This is a genomic window from Agrobacterium sp. Ap1 (genome assembly GCF_017313375.1).
Lineage (GTDB): Bacteria > Pseudomonadota > Alphaproteobacteria > Rhizobiales > Rhizobiaceae > Neorhizobium > Neorhizobium cellulosilyticum.
Window position 1 is genome coordinate 153,320 of record NZ_JAFLMY010000006.1, and the last position, 23,269, is coordinate 176,588.

Annotated in this window: 22 protein-coding genes; 12 read left to right on the plus strand and 10 right to left on the minus strand. The window is 59.5% G+C overall.

Annotated features, from left to right (window positions below):
- The first annotated feature begins 71 nt into the window (after window positions 1-71).
- Complete coding sequence (gene rnd, locus JZX87_RS14330) at window positions 72-1,217, plus strand: ribonuclease D (protein ID WP_206826361.1); 1,146 nt, start codon at window positions 72-74, stop codon at window positions 1,215-1,217.
- 26 nt (window positions 1,218-1,243) lie between these two features.
- Here rnd and JZX87_RS14335 read toward each other — a convergent pair whose 3' ends face one another.
- Window positions 1,244-1,651: a DUF2000 family protein gene (locus tag JZX87_RS14335; protein ID WP_206826363.1), complete on the minus strand. Its 408-nt coding sequence runs from the start codon at window positions 1,649-1,651 to the stop codon at window positions 1,244-1,246.
- Window positions 1,652-1,751: 100 nt separating this feature from the next.
- Here JZX87_RS14335 and JZX87_RS14340 point away from each other — a divergent pair, with 100 nt between their 5' ends.
- From JZX87_RS14340 to JZX87_RS14355, 4 genes are all read left to right on the plus strand, one after another.
- Complete coding sequence (locus tag JZX87_RS14340; protein WP_286194634.1) at window positions 1,752-2,543, plus strand: AraC family transcriptional regulator; 792 nt, start codon at window positions 1,752-1,754, stop codon at window positions 2,541-2,543.
- 131 nt (window positions 2,544-2,674) lie between these two features.
- Complete coding sequence (locus JZX87_RS14345) at window positions 2,675-4,033, plus strand: esterase-like activity of phytase family protein (RefSeq protein ID WP_206826365.1); 1,359 nt, start codon at window positions 2,675-2,677, stop codon at window positions 4,031-4,033.
- Window positions 4,034-4,253: 220 nt separating this feature from the next.
- Window positions 4,254-5,258 carry a dicarboxylate transporter/tellurite-resistance protein TehA gene (tehA, locus tag JZX87_RS14350; RefSeq protein WP_206826366.1) on the plus strand — a complete coding sequence of 335 codons (1,005 nt, stop codon included), beginning with the start codon at window positions 4,254-4,256 and terminating at the stop codon, window positions 5,256-5,258.
- Window positions 5,259-5,351: 93 nt separating this feature from the next.
- Window positions 5,352-5,795, plus strand: a complete 444-nt coding sequence (locus JZX87_RS14355) for an SRPBCC family protein (protein WP_206826367.1) — start codon at window positions 5,352-5,354, stop codon at window positions 5,793-5,795.
- A gap of 51 nt (window positions 5,796-5,846) precedes the next feature.
- Here the strand turns inward: JZX87_RS14355 and ppx are convergent, their stop codons facing one another.
- From ppx to JZX87_RS14375, 4 genes are all read right to left on the minus strand, one after another.
- The gene (gene ppx, locus JZX87_RS14360; RefSeq protein WP_206826368.1) at window positions 5,847-7,367 is read right to left on the minus strand and encodes an exopolyphosphatase; all 1,521 of its coding nucleotides are present in this window, start codon (window positions 7,365-7,367) and stop codon (window positions 5,847-5,849) included.
- A 5-nt stretch (window positions 7,368-7,372) separates the two neighbouring features.
- On the minus strand, window positions 7,373-9,571 hold the full coding sequence (locus JZX87_RS14365; RefSeq protein WP_206826369.1) for an RNA degradosome polyphosphate kinase: 2,199 nt from the start codon (window positions 9,569-9,571) through the stop codon (window positions 7,373-7,375).
- A gap of 62 nt (window positions 9,572-9,633) precedes the next feature.
- Complete coding sequence (gene hdaA, locus JZX87_RS14370) at window positions 9,634-10,341, minus strand: DnaA regulatory inactivator HdaA (protein ID WP_206826370.1); 708 nt, start codon at window positions 10,339-10,341, stop codon at window positions 9,634-9,636.
- A gap of 6 nt (window positions 10,342-10,347) precedes the next feature.
- Entirely contained in the window at window positions 10,348-11,514 is a 1,167-nt protein-coding gene (locus tag JZX87_RS14375) for an AI-2E family transporter (RefSeq protein ID WP_206826371.1), read from the minus strand.
- A gap of 197 nt (window positions 11,515-11,711) precedes the next feature.
- Here JZX87_RS14375 and purM point away from each other — a divergent pair, with 197 nt between their 5' ends.
- Entirely contained in the window at window positions 11,712-12,785 is a 1,074-nt protein-coding gene (purM, locus tag JZX87_RS14380; protein WP_206826372.1) for a phosphoribosylformylglycinamidine cyclo-ligase, read from the plus strand.
- Window positions 12,786-12,811: 26 nt separating this feature from the next.
- Window positions 12,812-13,477, plus strand: coding sequence for a phosphoribosylglycinamide formyltransferase (purN, locus tag JZX87_RS14385; protein ID WP_206826373.1), 666 nt, complete (start codon window positions 12,812-12,814; stop codon window positions 13,475-13,477).
- 2 nt (window positions 13,478-13,479) lie between these two features.
- Here the strand turns inward: purN and JZX87_RS14390 are convergent, their stop codons facing one another.
- The 3 genes from JZX87_RS14390 to JZX87_RS14400 form a co-directional block, all read right to left on the minus strand.
- Window positions 13,480-14,649: an alpha-D-ribose 1-methylphosphonate 5-triphosphate diphosphatase gene (locus JZX87_RS14390; protein ID WP_206826374.1), complete on the minus strand. Its 1,170-nt coding sequence runs from the start codon at window positions 14,647-14,649 to the stop codon at window positions 13,480-13,482.
- A 97-nt stretch (window positions 14,650-14,746) separates the two neighbouring features.
- On the minus strand, window positions 14,747-15,358 hold the full coding sequence (locus JZX87_RS14395) for an NUDIX domain-containing protein (protein ID WP_206826375.1): 612 nt from the start codon (window positions 15,356-15,358) through the stop codon (window positions 14,747-14,749).
- Window positions 15,359-15,398: 40 nt separating this feature from the next.
- Complete coding sequence (locus JZX87_RS14400) at window positions 15,399-17,531, minus strand: molybdopterin-containing oxidoreductase family protein (protein WP_206826376.1); 2,133 nt, start codon at window positions 17,529-17,531, stop codon at window positions 15,399-15,401.
- 83 nt (window positions 17,532-17,614) lie between these two features.
- Here JZX87_RS14400 and JZX87_RS14405 point away from each other — a divergent pair, with 83 nt between their 5' ends.
- On the plus strand, window positions 17,615-18,484 hold the full coding sequence (locus JZX87_RS14405) for a 23S rRNA (adenine(2030)-N(6))-methyltransferase RlmJ (protein ID WP_183827249.1): 870 nt from the start codon (window positions 17,615-17,617) through the stop codon (window positions 18,482-18,484).
- A 15-nt stretch (window positions 18,485-18,499) separates the two neighbouring features.
- On the opposite strand, the gene JZX87_RS14410 is transcribed toward JZX87_RS14405, so the two are convergent.
- Window positions 18,500-19,483 (minus strand): lysylphosphatidylglycerol synthase domain-containing protein, encoded by a 984-nt coding sequence (locus tag JZX87_RS14410; RefSeq protein ID WP_148145370.1) that lies wholly within the window; start codon window positions 19,481-19,483, stop codon window positions 18,500-18,502.
- 137 nt (window positions 19,484-19,620) lie between these two features.
- On the opposite strand from JZX87_RS14410, the gene JZX87_RS14415 reads away from it, so the two are divergent.
- The 4 genes from JZX87_RS14415 to JZX87_RS14425 all read left to right on the plus strand — a co-directional run bounded on the left by JZX87_RS14415 (window position 19,621) and on the right by JZX87_RS14425 (window position 22,476).
- Window positions 19,621-20,316 carry a ribonuclease T2 family protein gene (locus tag JZX87_RS14415; RefSeq protein WP_206826566.1) on the plus strand — a complete coding sequence of 232 codons (696 nt, stop codon included), beginning with the start codon at window positions 19,621-19,623 and terminating at the stop codon, window positions 20,314-20,316.
- Window positions 20,317-20,339: 23 nt separating this feature from the next.
- The gene (locus JZX87_RS14420) at window positions 20,340-20,936 is read left to right on the plus strand and encodes a glutathione S-transferase family protein (RefSeq protein ID WP_148145371.1); all 597 of its coding nucleotides are present in this window, start codon (window positions 20,340-20,342) and stop codon (window positions 20,934-20,936) included.
- A gap of 159 nt (window positions 20,937-21,095) precedes the next feature.
- Window positions 21,096-21,224 carry a hypothetical protein gene (locus JZX87_RS31320; RefSeq protein ID WP_281388851.1) on the plus strand — a complete coding sequence of 43 codons (129 nt, stop codon included), beginning with the start codon at window positions 21,096-21,098 and terminating at the stop codon, window positions 21,222-21,224.
- Between the two features lie 262 nt (window positions 21,225-21,486).
- Entirely contained in the window at window positions 21,487-22,476 is a 990-nt protein-coding gene (locus JZX87_RS14425; RefSeq protein ID WP_206826378.1) for a Bug family tripartite tricarboxylate transporter substrate binding protein, read from the plus strand.
- 74 nt (window positions 22,477-22,550) lie between these two features.
- Here the strand turns inward: JZX87_RS14425 and JZX87_RS14430 are convergent, their stop codons facing one another.
- Window positions 22,551-23,189 carry an outer membrane protein gene (locus JZX87_RS14430; protein ID WP_183827255.1) on the minus strand — a complete coding sequence of 213 codons (639 nt, stop codon included), beginning with the start codon at window positions 23,187-23,189 and terminating at the stop codon, window positions 22,551-22,553.
- Window positions 23,190-23,269: the final 80 nt, after the last annotated feature.

Below are 23,269 nucleotides of genomic sequence, written 5' to 3' on the forward strand. Positions count from 1 at the left end.
GAGCCTCTCCCGGTCTTGACATGCGCGGCTCAAAGGGAAAGGAAGGTTGAACACCGCACGTGAACGGACCAATGATCGAAACAACCGCAGCTCTTCAAGACGCCTGCGCCAAGCTGGCGCAATCGGATTTCATCACCATCGACACGGAGTTTCTGAGGGAAACGACGTTCTGGCCGGAACTCTGCCTCATCCAGATGGCAAGCCCGGACCTGGAGGTTCTCGTCGATCCGCTGGCAAAAGGGCTTGATCTTGCGCCCTTCTTCGAGCTGATGGCGAACTCCGCGGTGGTGAAGGTTTTCCATGCCGCACGGCAGGATATCGAAATCGTCCATCACCTCGGCAAGCTGGTGCCGAATCCGATCTTCGATACGCAGGTTGCCGCTATGGTCTGCGGTTTCGGCGACAGCGTCTCCTATGACCAGCTCGTCAGCCGCATCAAGAACGTCCATATCGACAAGTCATCCCGCTTCACCGACTGGAGCCGCCGGCCGCTTTCGGAAAAGCAGCTCGATTATGCGCTGGCCGACGTCACCCATCTCAGGGACGTCTATCTGTTCCTGAAAGAGCAGTTGGATCGCGAAGGCCGTGCCTTGTGGCTGACCGAGGAAATGGCGATCCTCGAAAACCCGTCCACCTATGACCTGCACCCGGACGACGCATGGCAGCGGCTTAAAGCCCGCCTGCGCAAGCCGACCGAACTTGCCATCCTGAAATTCGTCGCCGCATGGCGCGAGCGGGAAGCCCGCAGTCGCAATGTGCCGCGTTCACGCGTCTTGAAGGACGATGCGATCTACGAAATCGCCCAGCAGCAGCCGAAGGATAACGAAGCCCTCGGACGCCTGCGCACCATCCCCAAGGGCTGGGAGCGCTCCGCCTCGGGTACAGCCATCGTCGAAGCGGTTAATGCCGCCCTCGCTCTACCGAAGGCCGACATGCCGCATCCGCCCAAGCACACCCACGTGCCCGAAGGCACGGCCGCCGCTGTCGAACTGCTCAAGGTTTTGCTCAAGCTCATCTCCGACAAGCAGGGAGTGGCAGCGAAGGTCATCGCAAATACGGATGATCTCGAAAAGATCGCTTCCGAAGGCGAGAATGCCAACGTGGCTGCTCTCTCAGGCTGGCGGAAAGAGCTTTTCGGCGATACCGCGCTGAAGCTGATCGAAGGCGGCGTGGCGCTGCGCTTCGTCGACAAGAAGGTCGAGGCGGTCGAGCTTTAAGCTCTGACGCCTGGACACTCCCGCCATCAGGGATGCATCTTCGCTCCCTTGGTGATCTTGTCGACCAGCTTCCTTTCCGCTCTCAGCGCGATGCCGACCAGCTTGGCATCGTCAGGGCCAAACCGCGAGAAGACCTCGCGATTGGCAGCATCGTGACCGGGCGCGAACATCTCTTCGATGTAGGCTGATGTGATGACTTCGCGCTCCAGAGAGCGCTTGTGGATTACACGCAGCGTCTCCTGATCGGAGCCAAGCACAACAATCGGCTGGATCGATAGCGGATTATAGACATTATCCACCATGTCCCGGTATGCTTCGCCAATGATCGCCGGTGACTGAGCGATAATGCCGCTTGTCAAAAATGCGGTAACGTTGAGCTTCTGCCAAGTGGCAAGGTCCTCGCGGACAACAATCGCGATCTTGGTATCGAACATGCAGGAAAACTCCATTCGGGGTATCGAAAGAGCAGAACACTTAGCGACTGCCGGTGCAGGCGGTCTTGAACGTTTGTGCAAAGGGCAATTTCGCGACGGGATGCGAGTTGCCACGCCGAGCCGGGGCGTCGAACGTATCGAGGCGCGCTTTCACGGAAACGGCTTTTCACCACACCGCCACGATACCTATGCGCTGGGACTGACGCTTCATGGCGTGCAGACTTTTCGTTATCGTGGCGCGGAACGTTTCAGCAATCCGGGCAATGTCATCGTACTGCATCCCGACGAAGTGCACGACGGTGCGGCCGGTACCGATGACGGGCTGATCTACCGGATGATCTATCTGCCGCCCGAACTGATCGGGGCCGTTGGCGGGCATCGAAGCGCCCTGCCTTTCGTCGGAAATCCCGTCGTCGCGGATGCCGGTCTCTGGCAAGCGCTCGCCGATATTCTTGGCGATCTGGATCATGAACCGGATGACCTCGCGCTCGACGACGCGGTGATGCGGATCGCTACCGGTCTCTCGCAACAGGCAGGCATACCCCGCAAGGGAGTGACTGCTACGGCTAGGATTGCGGTCCTCTCCGCCCGCGATTTCATTGAGGATCGCTGCAGCGAGGCGGTGCGTTCGGAGGATCTGGAGGCAATTACCGGCATCGACCGCTACGAACTGGCTCGGCAGTTCCGCCGGCTGCTCGGCACCAGCCCGCACCGCTATCTCGTCATGCGCCGACTGGCACAGGCCAAAAGGCTGATGTCGATCGGTACCGGGCTTGCCGAAACAGCAGCCGCCGCGGGATTTTCCGATCAGGCGCATTTTACCCGGCACTTCCGCAAGGCCTTCGGCATGACGCCGGGCCGCTGGAACGAATTACGCACCGGATCGCGATAATCGCGTGAAATCTACGGCGATTTGACCCGTCAAGAACTCCAGTCATCAAATCTTCATCACATCATCACCTGCCCGTCACGCGCGCATTCTATCGACGCTCGCATGTTTAATGCGAAACGATCAGGTGTTTCATGACCAAAACCTTTATCACTTCCGTTGCCATGGCCGCTCTGCTTGCCGGCTCCGCCTTCGCGGACGACAAGGAGTTTCCGGCCAAGCTCGCCGGCCAGGCGATCCTGCCCGCCAACACGATGACGACTGCTCCGTCAGATGCACCTGCGTTTCTGAAGACCTCGGGCAAGTTCACGACAGCGGGCAAGCGCGTCGAGAAACTCGGCACGGTTGACGGCAAGGACGGCGCTCGTGTTACCGATGTGAAGCTGCCGCTCGATGGCCAGCCGATCCAGGGCTTTTCCGGTATCAAGGCGATGGCTGACGGCACATTCTGGACGCTGTCAGACAACGGCTTCGGCTCCAAGGCCAACTCTTCCGACGCCATGCTCTTCCTGCATCAGGTAAAGTTCGACTGGGCCGCCAACAAGGTGGACGTCGTCAAGAATATCTTCCTGTCCGACCCGAACAAGATTGCTCCCTTCCCGATCGTCATGGAAGGCTCCGAGAAGCGTTACCTGACGGGCGCCGATTTCGACATCGAGTCGATCCAGCCGGTTGCCGACGGTTTCTGGCTCGGCGAGGAATTCGGCCCCTACCTGATCAAGGTCGATGCGCTCGGCCAGCTGACCGACGTTATCGCCACAGTTGTCGATGGCAAGCCGGTGAAATCTCCTGACAATCCGACGCTTTCCATGCCGGCCAATCCGGCCGCCAAGATGCCGGTCTTCAACCTGAAGCGTTCTGGCGGTTATGAAGGCATGGCAATGTCGAAGGACGGCTCCAAGCTTTACGGCCTGCTGGAAGGCCCGCTCTTCCTCGAAGACGGCAAGGTCGAACAGGTCGATGGCCGCACCGCGCTTCGCGTCATCGAATTCGATATCGCCTCGAAGAACTGGACCGGCCGTTCCTGGCTCTATCCGCTGGCGGAAAAGGGCGTTGCGATCGGCGACTTCAACATGCTCGACGCAACGACTGCTCTCGTCATCGAGCGCGACAACGGCGCTGGCTCGAAGGACAAGGCCTGCGCCGATCCGAAACAGCCGAAGCCGGATTGCTTCGATGCCCCGGCCGAATTGAAGCGCGTCTACAAGATCGAGTTCAGCGACGCCAATGTCGGCAAGGCCGTCCGCAAGATCGGTTATATCGATCTGTTGAATATCCAGGATCCGGACAACAGGAAGAAGGTCGCGGGCGGCAAGACCGGCGTCTACGACATGCCCTTCGTGACGATCGAGAATGTCGATCAGGTCGACGCCACGCATATCGTCATCGGCAATGACAACAACCTGCCCTTCTCTGCCGGCCGTGCAGTCGACAAGGCAGACGACAACGAGTTCAGCCTGCTGGAAGTCGGTGAATTCCTGTCGGCAAAGTAACTCCATTTGGCATCATTATGAGAAGGCGTCCGGACACACCGGGCGCCTTTTTTGTCGTTGCGACCTTGCGCCAGCTAAGCCGCGATAACCAAGCGTGAGGCGCGTTGACTTTCGCGCGCACGACCGTGTAATCGCGGGTGCATTGCAACCAACGTTTCATCCTATCTTTTGCCTGCATTTCCATCGTTTGCTTTTACGCCATTCATTCTAGAGGTCAGCCATGGCAGACACCGTTTCGAAGCTGCAGTCGGCACCGGGGCCTTCCCGAGGTTTAGCCGCGATGGCCGCGAATATGCCAGCAAGCTATTTCGGCATCGTGCTTGGCCTTGCCGGTCTCGGAAACGCCTGGAGGGCCGCGGCCCGCGCATGGGACTTGTCTGCTCTGGTCGGCGATATCATCCATGTCGTGGCGGCACTCGTCTGGGCTGTGTTAATCATCCTCTACGTCATGAAGGCGATTACGGCGCCGGCGAAGCTCGTCGCCGAGGCAGAACATCCGGTGCAATGCTGTTTCATCGGCCTTGCCGGTGTCTCGACCATGCTGGTCGCGGGAGGGCTTGCTCCCCATTGGACGGCCGCCGCCTATGTGCTTTTCGCACTGGGTTTCGCCTTCACGCTGGCTTTCGGCGTCTGGTATACAGGCAGCCTTTGGCAAGGCGAACGGGATATAAGTACAACGACGGCCGTCCTCTACCTCCCGACTGTTGCCGGCAGCTTCGTCTCAGCGACGGTCATTTCCGCGCTCGGTCATCCCGAGGTGGGCCAACTCGCCTTCGGAGCCGGGCTTTTCTCCTGGCTGGCGATGGAATCCGTTATTCTCAACCGGCTGCTCACCGGGCCGACACTTGCCATTCCGATGCGGCCGACGATGGGCGTCCAGCTCGCGCCAGCTCCCGTCGGCGCAGTCGCCTATATCGCTGTCAGCGGAGGCGTACCGGACCTTTTTGTCCATGCCCTGATTGGATATGGCGTTCTCCAATTGCTGATCCTTGCCCGGCTCTGGCGCTGGATCTTTGAGGCAGGCTCGGTGCCTGGACTATGGGCCTTCAGCTTCGGCATCACGGCAATCGCCACGGCACCTACCCTTCTCACAGCCCACGAAGACGGCGGAGCCATCCCTGCCCTTGCCGCACTCCTCTTCGTCTTCGCAAACATCTTCATTGCTGCGCTGATCGCCATGACCCTGTCCCTTATCACCCGAGGCAGAATGTTTCAGCCGGCCTGAGAAAATGTGAGCAGGAACGTCGATTGACTGTCGGCTTACAGGACCCATGCTCGTCCTAAGAGCATCGATCCAGCTGAACAGGAGGAAACGAGCATGCCAAGCACGATCAAATTACACCGCGTCCTGGCAACCAGCCCGGAAAAGGTCTATCGGGCATTCATCGAGGCTGATGCGCTGACCAAGTGGTTCCCGCCGAACGGCTTTACCTGCACCGTCCATCACCTCGATGCAAAAGTCGGCGGCACATTCCGAATGTCCTTCCGCAACTTCACTACCGGCCAGAGCCACTTCTTCGGGGGCGAGTTTCATGAACTCGTTCCCGGCGAGCGCATCCGTTACACGGACAGGTTCGAAGACCCTAACCTGCCGGGCGAGATGCAGTTGACCATCCTGTTGAAAAAGGTCTCGGTCGGAACGGACCTCGATATCATCCAGGCGGGTGTGCCAGACATCATCCCGGCGGAAGCCTGTTACCTCGGCTGGCAGGAATGCCTGCGCAATCTCGCAAGGCTGGTGGAGCCGAATATCGAAGAGTGATCCCGGCGGCAAACGAGGTTGGCGACAGATATCTCGCCGACCTCGCCTTTATCATTCGAACTTGAAAGCCAGCCGCTTGCCGGTCAGCTTCGCCAGTTGCTGGAGGCGTCCGTCCAGACGCTCGCCGGCAAAATTGGCATATTCGTGTGGAACAACAAACTCGAGATCGAGATCCGGCGTTGCCGATTGGCGGAAGGTCAGGTGGTGGACGAGGCCCGGCATGGATGCCGAGAACAGGTAGACCACGCGCAGCAACCCACCCAGCAGCTTGGCAAGGTCCAGCAGGCGCGGCGTCGCAATCGTCGCCAATGCACCCGTATCGCCATTATCGCCGACGCCTTCAAAGCGGTAATAGTTGGCGAGAGCCAGATAGGCGCGGCCCGGATGAGTGATGCCGACGAAGGATGAATGGGCAATGACGTTCATCGCCTGCGCACCGCGATAATCCGGATGAGCGCGCCAGCTGATATCGGCCACGAGGCAGGCGGCCCGCCGATAGCGGCTTTCCTCTTCCGTCTCGCTGACACCGAAAAAGGGAACCATGCGGCCGGTCCAGTCGGCAAGCTCACGTGCGTGTTCCGGCGAACGGGCACGCAGGATCGCGAGCTGGTCGGCAGCAACCAAAAGCGGATCAGCGTCACGTTCACTGTCCGGCAGACGGGAATAAAGATACCCTTCGCGAACGCCCTGCGCGGAAAAGGTAATCTTTGCAGGCTTCATGACGCTCAGCACTTCCTGCATGGCGATCGCGCCATAGGGGAGAAGCGAGCGACGGTTCTTGGAAACCGCCTGCCATGCGCCGTCCTTCGAGTCCTTGGCTGCAATCACCTCGTCGAGGAATTTTTGCATCTCCTCGAGCGACAGTTCGTAGCCCTGCATCATGTGCAGCGGATAATTGGTCATCTCCATGTGGAGCTTGGCGATGTTACGCCATGTGCCGCCAACGGCGTAGAAGGTCCGGCCTTCGCCCTTTTCAAGAAAACGGGCGGTATTGACCTGCTTGCGGGCAAAACTGCGCGCCTTGGCGAGAGAGTTTCCGGAGGATTCCGACAGTCTCAGGCCACCAAGCGGCAGGGTAATTCCACGGCCGAATTCATGGCCCTTGATATCGATGAGCTCAAGCGATCCGCCGCCGAGGTCGCCGGCAATGCCATCCACATCGTGGAAACCGCTGATGACACCAAGCGCAGAATACTTGGCCTCTTCCTCGCCGGAGAGAACCTGGATTTCCTGTCCGAGAATCTCTTCGGCATTGCGGATGAAATCAGGACCGTTACTCGCCTCACGGGCGGCGGCTGTCGCCAGAACATAGATATCCGTGGCGCGCGCCTGGTCGGAAAGCGCCTTGAAGCGCTTTAACGCAACCAGGGCGCGCTCGACGCCCTCGTCGTCCATGCGACCATTCGCGCCAAGGCCTTTGCCCAACCCGCACAGAACCTTCTCGTTGAAAAGGACCGTCGGAGCCCGAGTCAAACCCTCGTAGACAACCAGACGAACGGAGTTGGATCCGATATCTATAACGGAAACGGGGGCGATGCCCGGGAGCCGCCCCTGAGCTTCAGAACTTACCATACTGCCTATTTCTTACGGCCGGACATTACTCCGGCAATCAGTTTCGGTGCGCTTGACTTCAAGGCTTCGCCGCGGCCGGAAAGGCTTGGGTTGGTCATGAAATAGTGCTGGGCGTTGAAAGGCTCCTCACCCTGCCGCACCTCCATGCGCCTTGACGTTCCGTCGGGCAGTATCTCGTAGCTCTGCTGGTTGTCAATCAGATTGCCCAGCATAATCTGTGATAGAACCTGTTCATGCACCGTTGGGTTGAGCAAGGGCACCAGCGTCTCGACGCGGCGGTCGAGGTTGCGCGGCATCATGTCGGCGGAACCGATATAGACAAGCGCCTTATCCGATGGCAGGCCCTGGCCATTGCCAAAGCAGAAGATGCGGCTGTGTTCGAGGAAGCGCCCGACGATGGACTTGACGCGGATTTTGTCAGACAGTCCGGGAACCTGAGGACGAAGGCAGCAGATGCCGCGCACCACCAGTTCGACGTCTACGCCGGCATGGCTTGCGCGGTAAAGCGCGTCGATGATCTCGGGATCGACCAGCGAGTTCATCTTCATCCATATCGCGGCCGGACGACCGGCCTTGGCGTGAGCGATCTCTTCCTCGATATGGCGGAGAATGCGCGGGCGCAGCGTGTAAGGCGACACCGCCAGTTTCATGCTCTCCTTCGGCTCACCGTAACCGGTGATGAAGTTGAAGATATTCGCCATGTCATGGGCGATCTTCGGATTGCAGGTGAAGAAGGACAGGTCGGTATAGATCTTGGCGGTGATCGGGTGGTAGTTGCCGGTGCCGAGGTGGCAATAGGTGCGCAGCTTGCCGTCTTCACGGCGGACGACCATCGACATCTTGGCATGGGTCTTCAGTTCGATGAAGCCGAACACGACCTGCACGCCGGCGCGCTCCAGGTCGCGCGCCCAGCGGATGTTTGCCTCTTCGTCGAAACGCGCCTTCAACTCGACCAGCGCCGTTACCGATTTGCCCATTTCAGCCGCATCGATCAGTGCTCGGACGATCGGGCTGTCGTTGGAGGTTCTGTAGAGGGTCTGCTTGATGGCGAGCACGTCGGGGTCGCGGGCGGCCTGCAGAAGGAACTGCACAACCACGTCAAAGCTTTCATACGGATGGTGGACCACCATGTCTTTTTCGCGGATGGCAGCAAGGCAGTCGCCAGCATGGTCGCGAACCCGCTCCGGAAATCGGGCGTTATAGCTGTCAAAGCGCAGATCTTCGCGCGGCGCCTTGGTGATTTCCGACATAGTGTTCAATGCGAGCAGGCCGGGAAGAACGGCCACGCGATTGTCCGGCACGCCGAGTTCCTGCACGACGAACTGGCGCAGCGACGCCGGCATTTCGCTGTCGGTCTCGATGCGGATGACCTTGCCGCGGCGGCGGCGCTTCAGGGCCGTTTCGAAGAAACGCACCAGGTCTTCCGCTTCTTCTTCGACTTCCAGATCGCTGTCGCGAATGATGCGGAACGTGCCAGCACCCCGGACTTCGTAGCCAGGGAACAGCCGGTCGGTGAACATGCCGACGACATCTTCCAGCGTGATGTAGCGGATCGTCGTGCCGTCATCTGGCAGGCGGACGAAACGATCGAGTGTCGTTGGCAGACGCAGCAGACCGGTCATCGGCTCCTTGCCGTGCAGGCTGTGCAGCTGGAGGCCCATGGAAAAGCCGAGGTTCGGAATGAAGGGGAAAGGATGCGCCGGGTCGATCGCCAGCGGCGTCAGCACCGGGAACAGGTCTTCCTCGAAATCCGTCGCCAGCCATGTGCGGTCTTCGGCGGAGAGCGCATTGGGGCGTACGATGAGGATGTCTTCCTGCGCCAGATATTGCTGCAGCACGGCGAGCGAGGCCTGCTGCTCCATCTGGAGATTATCGATTTCCTGCAGGATCGAGTCGAGCTGCTCGGCCGGCGTCTTGCCATCGGGACTGCGGATGACGATACCCTGACGGACCTGACCTTCGAGGCCGGCAACACGCACCATGAAGAATTCGTCGAGGTTGGCAGCCGAAATGGACAGGAACCGGACACGCTCCAGAAGCGGATGCGCTGTATTCAACGTTTCTTCCAGAACGCGGCGATTAAACTGCAGCCAGGAGAATTCGCGGTTGATGAAGCGGTCGGAGCTTGCAAGCTGTTCCTCGAAGCTCGGGATCGAGTCTACAACAACTTCCTTGGTTTCCGACGTTCCGGCGATCTGGTCCATGAGCTCCATCCTCAGTTTAAGCCTTTCGGCCGTATAATGTTTTGACGACGGAACTGTGACAGTCAATCTCCCGCGTCAGTCTGGCCGAAACTCTCCAGCACTTCCGAAGCCAGCGCCCGGTTGATGCGCGTGCCGCGGGAAAGCGCCAGATGATCCAGCTGCTCAACGACGCGCTGCGCCGTTTCGAGCGAACGCTCCATCCGGTTGACGATATAGCTCACCAGTTTGTCATCAATATTAAGCTGCCGATCGGAAAAAAGCTTTATCATTACCTGGGCGAGAAGCTCCTCGTCAGGCTCGCCGATTTCAACGACGGTGGCTGCCTTCAGCCGCGACTTGAGGTCCGGCAGGTCCACCGCCCAGGAAGTCGGCCAGAGACGCGACGTCATCAGCAATGTCTGTCCGTGCTGACGCACGGCATTGATGACATGGAAAAGCTCGGCATCGTCAAAGCCGCGCCGGTCGGCATCCTCGAACAGGACCGGGCCGCCTGCGGCGATTTGCGATGCGTTGGAACCAACGACGGGATGGATTTCCTGCCCCCCCGACAGCTCGCGCCAGATATGGGCGAGATGGGATTTTCCCGATCCGACCGGGCCTGCCAGCACGACAACCGGTGAAGGCCAGTTGGGCCACTCGTCGACGATAGACACGGCAGCGGCCATACGTTCGGACACCATCAGGTCGTCGCGTCCGCGGGCGGCATCGTGGGAAAATTGCAGGGGCAGCTGTTCGCCCTTGCCTTGCGGGCGGTCCATAGGGTCAGTCATAAAATTTCAGTTATTCTCAGGAGCTTCGATTTCACGCGCGGCGGTCTTGTGGTCGACGGCGTGGGCTGCGCCTTCCTCCCAGGGGAGTTCGGCGGAGCGGCCATAATAGATATCGCTGTCAAGATATCGTGCCAAGGCGAAACGGACAAGCACGCCAACCACCGCAGCCGCGGGCACGGCGATGAGAAGGCCGACGAAGCCGAACAGCGCTCCGAAGGCAAACAGCGCAAACATCAGCCAGACCGGATGCAGGCCGACGCTCTGGCCGACCAGTTTCGGCTGCAGGATATTGCCCTCAAGGAACTGACCGGAGAAGAAGACGGCGGCTACGGCGAGGATCCAGGGGAAATCCGGCCAGAACTGTACGAGTGCCACGCCAATCGCCATCACCAGTCCGATGAGCGAACCGATATAGGGGATGAACGAGATCATGCCGGCGACGAAGCCGATCAGCAGGCCGAAATTCAGCCCGACGAGCGACAGGCCGACTGCGTAGTAAATGCCGAGGATGAGGCAGAGCGAGCCCTGGCCACGGATGAAGCCGGCAACGGATTGATCCATGTCGCGGGCGATCTGGCGGACGATCTGCACCTGATCCCGAGGGATCCAGCTATCGACCTTGCGCACCATGCGATCCCAGTCGAGCAGGATGTAGAAGGCGACGACCGGGGTGACGACCAGCAGCGACATGACGTCGACGATCGCCTTGCCGGAATTCCAGATCTGCGCCAGTAAGGATCCCACAAAACCTGCCCCTTGGCTCAGCACCTGGGAAAAGTTCTCCTTCACCGTTTCGATCTGGGTCGAGACCCAGGGCGGCAGGAAGGATGTCTGCGGGCTGGAGATGATCTGCTGCAGTTCCGTGATGTAGCCCGGAAGCGCCGCCGCAAACTGGGTGAACTGGCTGATAATGATCGGGATGACCAGCATCAGTGCCAGCACGAAGATGGTGACGAAGCAGACGAGGATGACGATTGTCGCCATGGTGCGGCTAAGCCCCCGACGCTCCAGCCAGTCGGCGACCGGATCAAGGAAATAGGCAAGCGCCATGCCGGCCACGAAGGGCAGAAGGATTGACGAGAAAAACCACAGGAAAAGAATGAAGCCGACAAGCACGCCTAGCCAGAACAGGAGGTGGCGCTTCAGGCTTGCGCCACTGACGTGATACGGCATGTCTGCTCCTTGTCGATCGCTATTCGCGTTTCCATGGCATATGAGGGGCTTGCCGGACGAGGTCAAGTTCACATCCCGGTTAGCGAGCATGCCTGTGAAATGCCTTCAAAACATGGCCGAAACGCTTGCATATCCGGGCGCGTCGTGCAATTGGCGGCAGCTTATAGTTCCCTTTGGGTCCGGACTGGAGATGGATTATGAGCGAGGCAGGCAAGAACGGTCTCACCTATAGCGATGCAGGCGTCGATATCGACGCCGGTAACCTGATGGTCGAGAAGATCAAGCCGGCGGTGCGTTCCACCCGGCGCCCTGGTGCTGACGGCGAGATTGGCGGTTTCGGCGGCCTCTTCGACCTGAAGGCAGCAGGCTTCAATGACCCGATCCTGGTTGCCGCCAATGACGGCGTCGGTACCAAGCTGAAGATCGCCATCGACGCGGATTTCCATGACACGGTCGGCATCGACCTCGTTGCCATGTGCGTCAACGACCTCGTCGTTCAGGGTGCGGAACCGCTTCTGTTCCTCGATTATTACGCTACCGGCAAGCTCGATCCCGATCAAGGTGCTGCGATCGTCAAGGGCATTGCAGCGGGCTGCGTCGAATCCGGCTGCGCGCTGATCGGTGGCGAAACGGCTGAAATGCCGGGCATGTATTCCGATGGCGATTACGACCTCGCGGGCTTTGCCGTGGGTGCTGCCGAACGCGGCCAGCTTCTGCCGGCCGGCGATATCGCGCCCGGCGACGTCATCCTCGGGCTGACCTCTTCCGGCGTTCATTCCAACGGTTTCTCGCTGGTGCGCAAGATCGTCTCGCTTTCCGGCCTCGGCTGGGACGCCCCTGCCCCGTTCGCGGCAGACAAGAAGCTCGGCGAAGCGCTGCTGACCCCGACCCGCATCTATGTGAAGCCGCTTCTGAAGGCGATCCGCGAGACGCATGCCTTGAAGGCGCTTGCCCACATCACTGGCGGCGGTTTTCCGGAAAATATTCCGCGCGTCCTGCCGAAGCAGCTTGCTGCCGAGATCGAGCTCGGCAACATCCCAGTTCCGGCTGTATTCTCCTGGCTGGCGAAAACCGGCGGTGTCGAGCCGAAGGAAATGCTGCGCACCTTCAACTGCGGCGTCGGCATGATCATCGTCGTGTCTGAAGAGAACGCCAAGGCGGTGACCGACGTGCTCTCCGCCGAAGGCGAGACGGTCGTACAGCTCGGCCGCATGGTAGAGCGCGCTGAGGGCGGTGCCGGCGTCATCTACAAGGGTACGCTCGGCCTGTAATTTCTCAATGTCTTGAGGATGAGATCATGAACTCGGCCAAAAAGCGCGTCGTCGTCTTCATCTCTGGCGGCGGCTCCAACATGGTATCGCTGGCCGATACCTGTGCTGAACCGGGTTTTCCGGCCGAGATCGTCGCGGTTATCTCCGATAAGCCGACTGCCGGCGGGCTCGCCAAGGCCGAGGCGCGCGGCATCAGGACTTACGTGTTCGAACGCAAGGCCTATGCCGGCAAGGCCGAGCATGAGAACGCAATCCTTGAGGCGCTCAGCGACATCGATCCGGACATCATCTGTCTTGCCGGTTACATGCGGCTGATCTCGGGCGATTTCATCCGCCCCTATGAGGGCCGCATTCTCAACATCCACCCTTCCCTGCTGCCGCTTTTCCCCGGTCTTCACACACATCAGCGTGCCATCGACGCCGGCATGAAGATTGCCGGCTGCACCGTGCATTTCGTCACCGAAGGCATGGACGAAGGCCCGATCGTGGCGCAGGCGGCCGTGCCGGTCATTTCCAATGACACCGCCGACACGCTGGCAGGACGCGTGCTGACAGTCGAACACAAGCTTTATCCGATGGCGCTGAAGCTGCTTGCCGAGGGCAAGGTGAGGATGGAGAGCGGGCGGGCTGTGTCCGCGCAGGCTGCAGCGCCTGCGACCTTCCCGCAGATTATATCGCCGATCGAGGCTTGAACTCAGGCCGCCATCATCTGCAGCGGATGCAGCGTGCCGTCGCTATAGACGAAGCGGCCGTCGCGGAAGGTGGCGCGGATGCGGTGGACGTCGCCGGTCTCGACGGCGACGAGGTCGGCGCGCTGGCCGATCGATATCTCGCCGCGATCGGTGAGGCCTGCCGCACGGGCAGCATTCGACGTTGCCATGGCGACGGCCTTGGGCAGGCCGATCGTCATGATGTCGGCGAGCTTGAAGATTGCAGGAACGAAGGCGGCCGGATGATAGTCCGCTGCGATCGTGGAGAGAAGGCCGGCGCTGGCGGCGTCGAGCGCGCTCAGGTTGCCAGACATGGAGCCGCCACGCAGCGCATTCGGCGCGCCCATCAGCGTGTGAAGGCCACGGCGAATGGCTTCCTCGGCAGCGGCCATCGTCACCGGAAACTCGCTGATCGTGACGCCGAGTTCGAACATCTCGATGACCTTTTCGACGCTGTCGTCATCATGCGAGGCGAGCGACAGGCCGTGCTTCTTCGACAGCGCAACGATTTCCTTGAGCCGCGTCTCGATTTCCGGATTGCTGCGCATCTCGATACGCTTGTTGATCATCTCCTGCGCGGTCTCGATCGAGATCGAGCGGCGCTCGGACATGCTCAGCACATAGGCTTCGATATTGTTGTACTGGCCCTGCCCCGGCGTGTGGTCGGTCAGCGATACCATGTCGATCTCGCCGGCTTCCAGCAACCGCTCCAGCGTTTCTGCTGCACCGACATTGGTAATCTCGTAACGGGCATGGACGCGGTGGTCGATCAGCAGATCGTCTCGCAGCCGGTTGATGCCCTCGATGACGGCAGAGGTCGTCGCGAGCGAGCGCACATTGCCATAGACGCTTTCGGTGGCGAAGGAAACGGCGGCATAGGCAGTCGTCACACCATGAGCGGCAAGCTTCTTGTCCAGTTCATGGATGCCGAAATCGATCGGCATTTCCGCCTTCGGACGCGGGGAAATCTCGCGCTCGATCATGTCACCATGCAGGTCAACGAAACCCGGCATCAGGTAACGCCCGCCGCCGTCGATCACGGCATCTGCAACGGCCTCATCACGAATTTCGGCAATCGCGCCGTCTTCGATCCGAACCGATCCGCCTTCAACGATCTGGTCCGGCAAAACGAGGGTGAAATTGCCGAGCCACATGATCATCTCCTAATGCTTTCGGTCTGTCGGCTGGAGCCGTTAGGCGCATTTCGTGACATTCGTATGAAGCCGCAAAGAATTAACAACGTGGATGCATTCAGGCCGAAGCCAGTTCCGCACGGTGCAGCACTGCCCACTGCAATGCGATGATCGTCTTGGCATCGGTGATTTCGCCCGTGGCTATCATCCTGTAGGCCTCATCGAGGCCCAGGGTTACAACCTCGATATCCTCTGCCTCGCCTTCAATGCCACCGCCGAGACCGGTTTTATTGTCGGCATCGATGCTGGCGACGAAGAGCGACAGCTTTTCCGTCAGAGCGCCGGGGCTCGCGTGAACGTCGCAAATGTAGCGCGCCTTCTCTATGCTGAAGCCGGTCTCTTCCATCGCTTCGCGGACTACGGCTTCGGCCGGAATTTCACCATCGTCAACGAGACCGGCAGGTATCTCCAGCATAAAAGCCGGGTCGCCATTGGCGAAGGCACCGGAGCGGAACTGACGGACGAGAACGACGGTATCATCGGCTGGATTGTGCAGAAGAATGGCGGCAGCGCTGCCGTGATCGTGGACTTCGCGAGAGACAGTGACCACACTCCCATCCCGCATCTGCTGCTCGAAAGTGAGCATCTCCAACGTCACAAATCCCTTCCACAGGGTCTTTCTCGATACGAGGCGCACGCGGTCCGCTTCGGAAGTGTCGATGTCGATCATGTCCGTTCCTGTACTTCTGATTCCCGTCGATGATGCAGGATCAGCTCTTGCGGAGCCAGACCTTGTTGTCGTGGACGGCAGCGCCACCGAATGGCGCAACGGGATCGGCACCGGTCAGAACGTTGATCCCCTCGCCGTCGAGATGCGCGTCGTTGGGCCATAGCCCTTCGGCGATCAGCACACCCGGCTTTGCGCCCGGCACCAGCTTGGCATGAAGGCGGATTTCGCCCCGGCGATTACCAAGACAGACGATATCGCCATCGACAACGCCGAGACGTCCTGCATCGCTCGGTTCGATCATCACCTCCGGCCGGCCTTCCTTCTGTATCGAGCTTTTCGTCTCGGCAAAGCTGGAATTGAGGAAGCTGCGCGACGGAGAGGTTGCCAGCCGGAACGGATGTTCGGCATCGACCGTCTCGATCACCGCGACATGATCCGGGAAGCGCGGCAGTTCCGCATGCGGGCCAAGCGGACCGACGTTATCCGGCGTGCGATCGGGGGACGGGCCGTTTATCCAATCCGGCGAGAAACGGAATTTTCCATCCGGATAACCGAAGCCCTTGATGTAATGGGCCGTGTCGAAATCCGGCTGGGCATCGATCCACTTGTCGGCCTTCAGGTCGTCATAGGAGCCCCAGCCGCTATCGGCCAGAATGCGGTCGATATGGCTGCGCTCGTCCTTACCGAAACCGGCGTAGTGATCGACGCCGAGACGCTTTGCCAGTTCCTCGATGACGAAGAGATTGGTACGAACGGTCGATGGCGGCTCGACCAGCTTGGGGCCGAGCAGGATATGCTGCTGGCCGCCGGCGCGATATAGATCGTCATGTTCGAGGAACATGGTCGCCGGCAGCACGATATCGGCCATTTTGGCCGTATCGGTCATGAACTGTTCGTGCACGGCGGTGAACAGGTCGTCGCGTGCAAAGCCCTGTTTTACCAGACGCTGTTCCGGCGCGATGTTCATCGGATTGGTGTTCTGGATCAGAAGCGCCGTGACCGGGCCCCGATGACGCAGAGCCACCGGATCGCCGGTCAGCACGCGGCCGATCTGCGACTGGTCGAGCATGCGGATCTCGGGGTTCATATAGGCCGTGCCCATCAGCTCGGACTTGTTCAGCCGAAAGATCTCGCCGTTGTTATGGAAGGCGCCGCCGCCTTCGTATTGCCAAGAGCCGAGAACGGTCGCGACGGACAATGCGGCATGCATGGCCGCCGTGCCGTTGCGCTGGCGGGAAAAACCGTAGCCGAGGCGGAAGAAGGTTTTCTTCGTCGTGCCGATCAGACGAGCGAAATCCTCGATCTCCTCGACCGAAAGACCGGTGATTTCCGACGCCCATTGCGGCGTGCGGGATTTCAGGTGCGCTTCGAGGCCAGCCGGGTCATCTGCATATTTCGCCATATACTCGCGGTCGGCATAACCGTCGCGGAAGGCGATATGCATCAGGGCGCAGGCGAGCGCGGCATCCGTGCCGGGACGAAGGACGATCTTTACGTCCGCCTGTTTCATCGTCGGATTGTCGTAGATGTCGACGACGACGATCTTCGCGCCGCGTTCCTTGCGGGCCTTGATCGCATGGGTCATGACATTAATCTGGGTGGCAACCGCATTGGTGCCCCAGATAACGACGCAATCGGATTTCGCCATCTCGCGCGGATCGGGACCCCGTAGAGCGCCCGTGCCCATCACGTAACCGGTCCAGGCCATGTTGGTGCAGATCGTGCCCATGAAGCCCGAATATTTCTTGGCATGCCGCAGCCGCTCGATACTGTCGCGCTGTACCTGCCCCATCGTGCCTGCGTAAAAATACGGCCAGACGGCTTCGGACCCATGTTTCGCTTCAGCCTTGATGAATGCGTCGGCGATCTCGTCGAGCGCAGCCTGCCAGGAAAGCTCCTGCCAGTTGCCATCGCCCTTCGCCCCTTTGCGGCGCTGCGGCACCATGAGACGGCCCGGATGGTAGATGCGCTCGGAATAGCGCGCGACCTTGGCGCAGATGACGCCCGCCGTATAGGTATTGTCCGACGACCCGCGCACGCGGCCGATCCTGCCGTCCTCGGTCAGATCAACATCCAGCGCGCAGGCGCTCGGACAGTCGTGCGGACAGACGGTATGGCCGACTGAATTGTGGCCGGGCTTGCTTTTGGCAGAGATGGGGGTCGCGATGTTCATGGGTTTTCTATATTGCAAGCTGAGGCGCGCCAAAAGCGCGATTTGGCAGCCATCAATTTTATTCAAGCGAGACACAAGCCCAGATGAACTACCGGCATATCTATCACGCGGGCAATTTTGCCGATGTTCTCAAGCACGCCGTTCTGGCGCGGCTGGTTCGTTACCAGCAGAAAAAGGACAAGGCATTTCGCGTGCTCGATACCCATGCCGGCATCGGGCTTTACGATCTGTCGTCGGAAGAAGCACAGAAGACCGGTGAATGGGTGGACGGGATCGGTCGGCTGATGGAGGCAGAGCTTCCTGCAGATGTGGCCGAAATCCTCGAACCCTATTTCACCGCGATCCGGGAATTGAACCCCGCGGGCGGCATCAAGCTTTATCCGGGCTCGCCAAAGCTTGCCCGCATGCTGTTTCGCCCGCAGGATCGGCTTTCGGCGATGGAACTGCATCCGGAAGACTATAACCGTCTGCACAATCTGTTCGAGGGTGACTTCCAGGTTCGCGTGACGGAGCTCGATGGCTGGCTGGCGCTCGGTGCGCATCTACCGCCGAAGGAAAAGCGCGGCATCGTTCTGGTCGATCCGCCTTTCGAGGAGAACGGCGAATACGAGCGGCTGGTGAAGGGGCTTGCTAATGCCTACCGCCGCTTTTCCGGCGGCACCTATTGCCTCTGGTATCCGATCAAGAAGGGCGCGCCGATCAAATCCTTCCATGAGGAGCTTCAGGCGCTGGAAATCCCTAAAATGCTCTGCGCCGAACTTTCGGTGAAAAGCGATCGCGAAACGACCGGGCTTTCCGGCACCGGTCTCATCATCGTCAACCCGCCCTTCACGCTGAAGGACGAGTTGCATGCGCTACTGCCGGTACTCAAAACCGTACTTGGTCAGGATCGTTTTGCCTCGCAACGCGCCTTCTGGCTGCGTGGCGAAGAGGGCGGACGCGGCGAGGAATAATCGCCCAGAAGCTCTCTAAGCCTTTTCCTGATGCTTGGCCCGCTGGATATCCAGCGGCTCATCGCGGCGAAACTGCGAGCGCTCGAAAACGAAGATCACCACCAGCGCCATGACGAAGGGGATGATCAGGTAGAAGAGCCTGAAGACAAGCAGTGCCGCGATGACATCGGCCGGATTCATGTCCGGCAGGCCCATGACGAAAACCAGTTCCAGGACACCGAGACCACCCGGTGCATGGGAAAGAAGGGCCGCGGAAAAGGACACGAGAAAAATTCCCAGTACGACCATGTATCCGGGATTTCCGACCTCCGGCAGGGCAAAATAGATGATCCCGGCAGCCCCGATCAGCTCGATCGGCGCGATCAGAAGCTGCGGCAACACGACCCGTGGTGCGGGATAGACGATATTGACCGTCCCCAGTTTCGACAGCCGGAGTGTCAACGGCTTCAGCTTCATGAAGCTGGCAACGACGTATAGACCGATCAACACCAGCAGCAGATAGCCCAGCGCAGCCGAAGCTTCGACCGGGATCAGGTCACCGAAACGCGCAATCACTTCCGGCTCGATGACAAGAATGATGCCGATCAGCATCAGCGTTCCGAGAATGAAGGTGAAGGAACACATGGCGATAAGGACGCCGATTTCCGCCGGTGTCATGCCCCTCGTCGAATAGGCGCGGTAGCGGACAACGGCACCGGAAACGACGGAGGCGCCAATATTATGCGACAATGCGTAGGTGGTGAACGAACAGACGGTGATGAAAAACCAGTCGATTTTGCGCCCGAGATGCAAGAGGGCTATCCGGTCGTATCCCGCCAAAGCCCAGTAGGCGACAAGGCTTGAAGCCGCGGCCAGGCACCAGTGTGTCTTGGGAATTGCCGCAAGGCTTACCCACAGATCATCGAGCGAAAGCCCCCTCAATTCCTTGTAGAGAAGCCACGCCGAAAGCGCTATCGTAAGGCCGCCAACGGCAGGCCACAGGTATTTCTTGAATGTCATTCAGCTGTTTCGCTCTTTGCTCCCCACCTCGATCACTGCACGCAGCCATCAGCGAATTTGCACTCTATTCGCTTGGACACTGAACATTCAACAATTACAACGCTCTCGTGTTCCAATGGTGAGGATTCGTGATCATGATGAAGAAATCGTCGGCTCTCCGCGAGGTCCTTTTTGCCGCAGCGATCATGCTCGCAACCGCGGTCTCGGCATTGTCCCCGGTCAATGCGCAGGAACGTCGCCAGGATCGGCAGCCGGACCGCGCCGGGAATTTCGATTTCTACGTGCTCTCGCTCTCATGGTCTCCGACCTTCTGCGCCACTGCCAAGGGCGGTCGCAACGACCAGCAATGCGGCATCGACAAACGGTTCCGCTTCGTCGTGCATGGCCTGTGGCCACAATATGAAAAGGGTTATCCGGACTTTTGCCGAACCTCCGAGCCTGAACGCGTACCGCGTACGATTGGCGAAAAGATGTTCGACATCATGCCATCGATGGGACTTGTCGGCCATCAGTGGCGAAAGCACGGCAGCTGCTCCGGGCTGAATCAGGAGACCTATTTCGACAAGGTCCGCCAGGCTTATGAGCGTGTAGCGATTCCTGCCGACCTGACCCGCGGCGACCGGCCGCTCAACCTTTCCGCGGATGAAATCGAACAAAAATTCCTCAGCGCCAATCCTGGCATGAGCCACCGCGGCATCGCCGCGAGCTGCGAGGGACGCCAGTTGGAAGAAATCCGCATCTGCCTCACCAAGGATCTCGCATTCCGCGACTGTGCCGAAGTCGACCGCCGAGGCTGCACGATCAGCCAGGTCACCCTTCCGCCAGCCCGCTGACAAATTTCAAAGAGGAAAGCCTGATGAAAATTCTATATTCTCCAGCATCCCCCTACTCGGCCAAGTGCCGCATGGCGGCACGCCACCTCGGTATCGAACTGACAGAAGTGAAGACCGATACCAATACTGCGCCGGCGGAACTGACGGACAACAATCCGCTGGGCAAAATCCCGGTACTGATCCGCGACGGTGAAGCGCCGATCTATGACAGCGTCGCGATCATGCATTTTCTCGACCGCAAGTCGGGCGGCAAACTTTATCCGAAAAAGGATGAGAAGCGCACCGAAGCGGAAGTGCTCGAGGCGCTCTGCGACGGTGTGATGGACTGCCTTCTTTCAATTGTCTACGAGCGCCGTTTCCGCGGCGAGGAAAATGCCTATCAGCCGTGGATCGACAAGCAGTGGGCAAAGGTGGTCAAGTCGCTCGACCATCTGGAAAAGAACCTGCCGAAGACCGGCAAGAAACTGCATGGCGGCCATTTCGCGCTCGCCGCGATGATCGGTTATCTCGACCTGCGCTTTAACGGCCAATGGGCCGAAGGCCGCCCGGAACTCGCTTCCTGGCCGGATATCTTTGCCAAGAAGTTTTATCATTATGCGGAGATGAAGGCTGCTGCATAGGCTTGGCCCGGACATTGCTTTTCAATGCATCGGAAACGATCAAGGGGGCCTGTTCAGGCCCCTTGAAATTTGACTTCCGGCCCGGCCTGCAGCAACCGAATGTGCTTGCCATCCGAGGCAATCGGATCGACAACATGTCATCCAGAAAAGGAGAAAAAGATGGCCAAGGGTCAGGTGCGAAGCAACAAAGAAGTCCGGAAACCCAAAAAGGAGAAGGGCGCCGAGAAGGTCGCGAAAACGCTCGGTTCTCAGGTGAAGAACTCCGAAAGCTCCATCACCAAAAAATAACACAAGCCACCGGACGGTGGCCCGCGACATTGGCGACGACGGGACTTGGCGGGATGACGTTGAAGCGTCTCCGGCAGAAGATGAATTTTCTTGCTGAAGAGATGCTATCTCTCCCTGCAGGCACGAGCCGACAAGCCGATCGTTCAACTCCCGATATACTTAGACTTTCCTCCTATATGCCCAAGCACCTGAAATGCTTGCCCTCACCCCTCCCTCCGCTACTATGAGACGAACGGCGGGAGGCCGTGATGGAGGAAATCAGATGACATTCACTGCATTGACGCGGCGTGCCGCGCTTGTTCTTGCCGGAACAGCACTTTCAGCGCTCTCGTTCGGCCATCAGGCGAATGCCCAGACCTTTCCCGACCGGACGATCACGCTGGTCGTGCCCTTCGCTGCCGGCGGCTCCACGGATGTGGTCGGCCGCGTGGTGGCGCAGAAGATGGGTGATATCCTCGGCCAGCAGGTGGTGGTCGAAAACGTTGCCGGCGCAGGCGGCAATCTCGGTGCCGACCGCGTGGCCCGCGCAGACCCGGATGGCTACACGATCCTCATGGGCACCGTCGCAACACACGCCCTCAACCCATTGATCCTGAAACAGAAACCGTACGATCCGGAAAAGGACTTCTCACCGGTTTCGCTGCTCGTCATCGTGCCGAATGTGCTGGTCGTCAATCCGAAACTCGAAGTCAATTCCGTCGCGGAATTGATCGAGCTCCTGAAGAAAGACCCGGACAAATATTCCTACGCATCGTCGGGCAACGGTACGCCGCTGCATCTCTCCGGCGAGCTGTTCAACAGCATGGCGGGCGTGAAAATGCAGCATGTGCCCTACAAGGGTGCCGGCCCTGCGCTTAACGACCTTCTCGGCAACCAGATCTCGATCATGTTCGACAACCTCCCCTCGTCCTCCAGTCATATCAAAGGCGGGACGCTGAAAGCGCTCGGCATCACGACGAAGGAACGCGCGCCCTCTTTCCCTGACGTGCCGACCGTGGCCGAGACCGTGCCGGGTTATGAAACCTACACTTGGAACGCCCTGTTCGCGCCCGCCGGCACGCCTCCGGAAGTGGTCGCCAAGCTCAACGAAGCCGCCAATACGGCTTTGAAGGACCCAGCCGTCACCGGTCGGATGAAGGACTTTTCCGCCACGATCGTCGGCTCAACACCGGAAGAACTCGGCAAGCATGTGACCGCCGAGCTCGCCAAATGGAGCCCGGTGGTCAAGGCCGCCAACATCCAGATGGACTGAAGATTTTCACATACAAAAAAGCCCGCGGCATTCACGCCGCGGGCTTCCCCAGCCTGTTTAGGCTATAGGTCTGATTAGAACTTCACGCCGATACCGACCTTGACGCTGTGATCGTCATAGCCCTTCGAGAAGGAGCCGCTATCGAGATTGTAGTCCTTGGAACCGTAGTCGGTGTAACGGTATTCGAGACGGGCCGTGATGTTGCTGGTAACGAAGGCTTCAGCACCTGCACCGACCGTGTAACCAACGGCAGTCTTGCTTTCCGACGAGGTTGCGTCAGACAGCTTGTTGTCCTGGATGGCGACACCGGCCGTACCGTAGATCAGGAAGGGGTTCATGTCGTAACCGACGCGACCGCGCAGCGAGCCGTTCCAGCCAGCCTTGCCTTCGAGATCCGGATAAGTGCCGTCCTTTTCGCCGTTGTAGGCGACATCGCCTTCAACACCGTAGACGATCTGGCCGCTCTGCCAGTTGTAACCGGTATAAAGACCGCCACCAAGCTTGCCATCACGATCGCCAGCGCCGAAACGGCCCCAGTCGTAGGCACCGGTTGCACCGAGGTAGTAACCCTGCCAGTTACCGACAGCCGGAGCCGGCTCGTCAACGGCGACCGGCGCCTGCGGGACCTGGTCTACAGCGTCAGCAGCATTGGCCGCGGAAATTGCGATGAAGCTGGCAGCCGAGGCCATCAGAGTTGCGATGAGAATACGCATACATTTTTCTCCTTTTAATGCTGCCGGGAAGGCGTCACATCAACATTGTTGGCGACAGCTTTGTTCCCTGCTCGCTGAGG